Origin of the sequence: Streptomyces panacea (genome assembly GCF_040560175.1) — a bacterium.
Classification (GTDB): Bacteria; Actinomycetota; Actinomycetes; order Streptomycetales; family Streptomycetaceae; genus Streptomyces; species Streptomyces panacea.
Genome location: NZ_JARJHW010000314.1, coordinates 1 through 4601 on the forward strand (window position 1 = coordinate 1; position 4601 = coordinate 4601).

The 4601-nt window shown below is 71.3% G+C and carries 4 protein-coding genes and 2 pseudogenes; 3 read left to right on the forward strand and 3 right to left on the reverse strand.

All coding sequences use genetic code 11. The features are described 5' to 3' along the window. Positions 1 to 201, reverse strand: a pseudogene (locus P3L51_RS35235) (3-carboxy-cis,cis-muconate cycloisomerase); the annotation flags it as partial. After that, positions 188 to 720 (reverse strand): annotated as a pseudogene (locus P3L51_RS35240) (peptidase associated/transthyretin-like domain-containing protein). The pseudogenes P3L51_RS35240 and P3L51_RS35235, both read right to left, overlap by 14 nt. Before the next feature lie 411 nt (positions 721 to 1131). Here P3L51_RS35240 and P3L51_RS35245 point away from each other — a divergent pair. Next, complete coding sequence (locus P3L51_RS35245) at positions 1132 to 2307, forward strand: NAD(P)/FAD-dependent oxidoreductase (protein WP_354609442.1); 1176 nt, start codon at positions 1132 to 1134, stop codon at positions 2305 to 2307. A gap of 70 nt (positions 2308 to 2377) precedes the next feature. Here the strand turns inward: P3L51_RS35245 and P3L51_RS35250 are convergent, their stop codons facing one another. Beyond that, complete coding sequence (locus P3L51_RS35250) at positions 2378 to 3427, reverse strand: aldo/keto reductase (protein ID WP_354609443.1); 1050 nt, start codon at positions 3425 to 3427, stop codon at positions 2378 to 2380. A 244-nt stretch (positions 3428 to 3671) separates the two neighbouring features. On the opposite strand from P3L51_RS35250, the gene P3L51_RS35255 reads away from it, so the two are divergent. Together P3L51_RS35255 and P3L51_RS35260 are read left to right on the forward strand one after the other, a co-directional pair. Next, positions 3672 to 3887 (forward strand): hypothetical protein, encoded by a 216-nt coding sequence (locus P3L51_RS35255; RefSeq protein WP_354609444.1) that lies wholly within the window; start codon positions 3672 to 3674, stop codon positions 3885 to 3887. 2 nt (positions 3888 to 3889) lie between these two features. Further along, a partial coding sequence (locus P3L51_RS35260; RefSeq protein ID WP_354609445.1) for a YqeB family protein occupies positions 3890 to 4601 on the forward strand: 712 nt, incomplete at its 3' end.

Below are 4601 nucleotides of genomic sequence, written 5' to 3' on the forward strand. Positions count from 1 at the left end.
ACCGACCGTCGCCTGCGCGCGCGCCAGCCCGGCCTCGGCGTCGAGCATCGCCCGGAGGAAGGCGGCATCACCGGTCGCCGTCTCGGCGGCGGAGCCCGCGCGGCCGGGCGAGAGCAGCCCCGCGTCGGGGGAGAGAACGGAATCCGACGGGTCTGCGGCCCGGCCGGCGGCGTCGTCAGCGGCGTGGTCATCGGAAGTCAAGGAACACCGTCTCCTCGTCGCCCTGCAGTCGGATGTCGGATCTCGGATGTCGAAGCGGTACGTGCCGGGCGTGGGCCCGGCCTTCGCCAACAGCGTCTCCCGCCGGTCCGCGTCCAGCGAGGCGAGCAGCGGATCGGCGGAGCGCGCCTCGTCGTGCCCGGGGAAGTACAGGCGGGTGGACGAGGTGACGGGTGAGCCCCCGCGCGAAGACGCACAGACTGAGGTACGGGGCGCGCCCCGGGCGCGCGCCCGGCAGTCGTCCTGCCCCGGGAAACCGCCCGTCGACGTCCGGTTCACCCGCCTGGTCCGGCTGCCACAGCTCCACCAGGGCGTCCGGCACCGGCGCGCCCGCGCCGTCGTACCCGCCCCGTGCACGGAGATCGCGTCCGGATGCCCGACGGGCGCCGGCTCGCCGCCGCCGGGGAAGGGCAACGCGTAACCGTGGAAGGGGCCGACCGTGTGAGACGGCGTGGGGCCGCCGGCCCGGTCGGGGTCGTGTGCGGAGTCGTACACCGTCATTCGCGCCCCTCCTCGATCCAGGTGGCGGACGGGCCGTCCAGCACGATGTGCCGGCGCAGCCGCGTCTCGTGACACGGGTGACCCTGGTGACACGGGTCCAGGAGTCCGCGTCGATGTCGGTCCCGGCCGGGGACGACATCCAGTACGTCGCGCGGGTCGCGTACGGCGGCTGAGCACCCTGCTCGACCAGGCGGCGGGGCGGGACGGATACGCGCTGGTCGAGGGGGACCTGTGGGTGGCGGGTCGCCACACCCACATCCGCACCCTCCAGTTCGGCGATATTCGGGGATGTTTAACACTCTTTGACAGGGAACGGGTACGTAACCTGTCGAGCGAAAAACCCCTGCGCGAAAAGGAAGTCGGACTGATGAAGTACGCCACCGAGCGGGGGATCCGGGTCGGCGAACGGTAATGACCGGGATCCGCGGAATCGACGGAACGCTCCGTCATATCGCCGTTGTCGGCGCCTCCGCCGCGGGAATACGCGCCACCGAGGCCCTGCGGCGGCGGGGCTTCGACGGTCGGCTCACCCTGGTTGACGCGGGGAGCCACACCCCACCCGGCCTCGACGTCGACCCGCTGCCGAATACGACGGCCGAGGGGCTGGACCTCGTCGGCCGTACCGTCCGCCTGTCGGGCGGCCGGACCCTGGACTTCGACGGACTGGTCATCGCCACCGGCGCCGACGCGCGGCGACCCGCCGGGCTGGAGGGCGGCCATCCGGCCGTCTTCGCCCTCCGTACCTTCAAGGAAGCCGAGGACTCCTTCGCGCTGCGCGCCGCGCTCGTCGGCAGCCCCAGGGTCGCCGTCGTCGGCGCCGGATTCACCGGCTGCGAGGTTGCCTCGTACTGCCGGGCCCGGGGGCTCGACGTCACCGTCGTCGAGTCGGGCGCCGCCCCGATGGGGCGTGTGGTCGGTACGTACATGGGGCGGGGGCTGGCGGCGCTGCACCGCGACCACGGCACGGTCATGACGACCGGCACCCTTGCCGTGTCCCTCCGCCCCGAGGGGGTCGTGACGGCCGACGGCAGTCTCGTACCGGCCGATGTGGTGGTGATCGCGACGGGGCTCGCGCCGCGTACCGAATGGCTGCGGGGGAGCGGTCTCGACATCGGGGACGGGGTGCTCCTGGACGCGACGTGCACGGCGGTCGGTGCCTCGCGCGTCGTCGCGGCCGGGAGCGTGGCCCGCTGGTTCAACCCGCTGTTCGGCGAGGTGATGCGGGTCGGGGACGGGAGCGACGCCGAGCACCGGAGCGACACGGTCGAGCAGGCCGCGGCCGCCGCCGACACGCTGCTGGCGGACGGCGAATGCGCGATGTCCTTCGAGTCGTTGCCGTACTTCCGGTCGGAGCAGTACGGCACCGAGATCCAGTTCGTCGGGCTCGCGACCGGCGTCCCGCACATCGTGGCCGGGATGGTCGCGGAGCGCCGATTCGTCGCCGTGTACACCGACGGACAGCTGGTCACCGGCGCGCTGTGCGTGAACACTCCGTCCCAACTCGACCGCTACCGGCGGATGGTGGCGGCGCGCGTCCCGGCCGATGTGGTGTTCGCGCCGCCCGCGATGGTCAAGTCAGCCGCCTGAGAGCCCACTTGGCCGATCACGCACCTGACCGATCCCCCCCCCGGTATTGATCCCCGGTCCCCCCGCGCCCTTACGCGGCGGCGCGGGCGCCGACCGGGCGCCGCCGCAGCGAGGACTCGGTCAGCGCACGCGGCTTCCAGACGCCGTCCGGGTGGTAGACGTTCGTGCCGGGCGGCACGATCTCGTCGATACGGTCGAGCGTCGCGTCGTCCAGCGTGAGCGCGGCGCCCTTCAGCAGACCGTCCAACTGCTCCATCGTGCGCGGGCCGATGATGACGGACGTCACCGCGGGATGCGCGACGGTGAAGGCCACCGAAAGCTCCGGCAGCGAACAGCCGATGCTCTCCGCCAGCTCGGCCAGCTGCTCGACGATCTCCAGCTTGGCGATGTTCACCGGGAGCGTCGGATCGAATCGGGCCGGGCTCAGCGCGGCGCGCCCCGCGGTCAGGTCGATCGCGCCGCCCTTGCGGTACTTGCCGGTGAGGAAGCCCGAGGCGAGCGGACTCCACGTCAGCACGCCCATCCCGTACCGCTCGCACACCGGCAGCACCGCCGTTTCGATGCCGCGCGCCAGGATCGAGTAGGGCGGCTGCTCGGTCCTGAACCGCTGGAGCGCCCTGCGCTCGGCGACGACGTGCGACTCCACGATCTCCTCGGCGGGGAACGTCGAGCACCCGAAGGCGCGGATCTTGCCCTCCCGTACGAGATCGGTCAGCGCGGAAAGGGTCTCCTCGATGTCCGTCGTGTGGTCGGGCCGGTGGATCTGGTAGAGGTCGATCCACTCCGTCCCCAGCCGCTTCAGGCTCTCCTCCACCTCCTTGACGATCCAGCGCCGCGAGTTGCCGCCGCGGTTGCGGCCCTCGCCCATCGGGAAGTGCACCTTGGTGGCGAGTACGACGTCGTCGCGGCGGCCCTTGAGCGCCTTGCCGACGATCACCTCTGACTCACCGGAGGAGTACATGTCCGCGGTGTCGACGAAGTTGACGCCCCGGTCGAGGGCGGAATGGATGATGCGTACGGAGTCGTCGTGGTCGCCGTTGCCGACGGAGCCGAACATCATGGTGCCGAGGCAGTGGGCGCTCACCTCGATACCGGTGCCGCCGAGAGTGCGGTAACGCATGTCGTGCTCCCTTGCTGGTCAGGCATCTGCTGGGGCGTACGCCGGGCACTCTAGGACTTGGAGTGCGATCGAGGTCAAGGCCCGACGAGCGAGGCCGGGGCCGCGACGATCCGGTACGAGAGGGACGGCGCTCGGGTCACGCGCGATCCGGAGCGGGCCTCCGCCGCAAGGCCGATACTTTGGTCACGCCCCCGGATCCCTTCGACGGATACCGGCCCCCGCTTCCGCTTCCTAGCCTCGGAGGATGAAGGCAATCCTCGGGTTCATCAGTTTCGTGCTGGTCACGGCGGGCGTCACCGGGCTCCTCAACGAGTGGGCCGACCGGCTGCCGGCCTTCTTCGGCTTTTTCCGTTTCCTCATTCCCGACGGGTACGAGGTGCTGGGCTACGTCGTCATCGCGCTGTTCGGGCTGGCGGCGGGTTACGCGGCCGGCCTCGTCGAGAAGAACGCGACCGCCTGAACATGACCATGAGAAAACGCTCGAAGACTTCGGCGTCGGCCGACGCGAACGCGAACGCGAAGCAGGGCGCCGACGTCGCGCGGCACGGTTCCGACGTCACCGTGCTGGCCCAACCGGTCTGGCTCGTACCGGCGTTCGCCGCCGCCGGGGCGGTCGTCGGCTGGCTGGTGAAGCTCCTCGCCAACTGGCTGGTGGGCTGGAGCTGGGCCCCGCTGAAGGGCCCGGCGAGGCTGCTGAACTCCATTCCCGAACCGTGGCTCACCGTCCTGGGGATGACGGCGGGCGTGCTGCTCGGGGTGCTGGTGGGGTTCATCGCGCTGCACGAGTCGCTGACCGTACGGGTGTCGGACACCCGGCTGACGCTCAAGATCCGCGACGAGACCCGCGAGCTGCGACGGGGCGATGTCGGCCCGGTCTTCCTGGACGGCAAGTTCCTCGTACTGCTCGGTCATCACACCGAGGAGCTGGTCCGCGAGCCCTTCGACCTGAACCGCTCCGCCCTGGCCGCCGCCTTCACCACCCACGGCTACGCCTGGGCCCCCGAGGACCCGCACAAGGCCGACTTCCACCTCTGGGTCCCGGACACGCCGGGCCTTCCGGTGGGGGCGAACGCCCTGCTGGGCGCCCGCGCGCACGCGATGCGCAAGACGGATACGGGGGAGGACGTCCGGGCCCTGCGTGACGAGCTGAACGGTCTGGGCCTGGCCGTCCGCG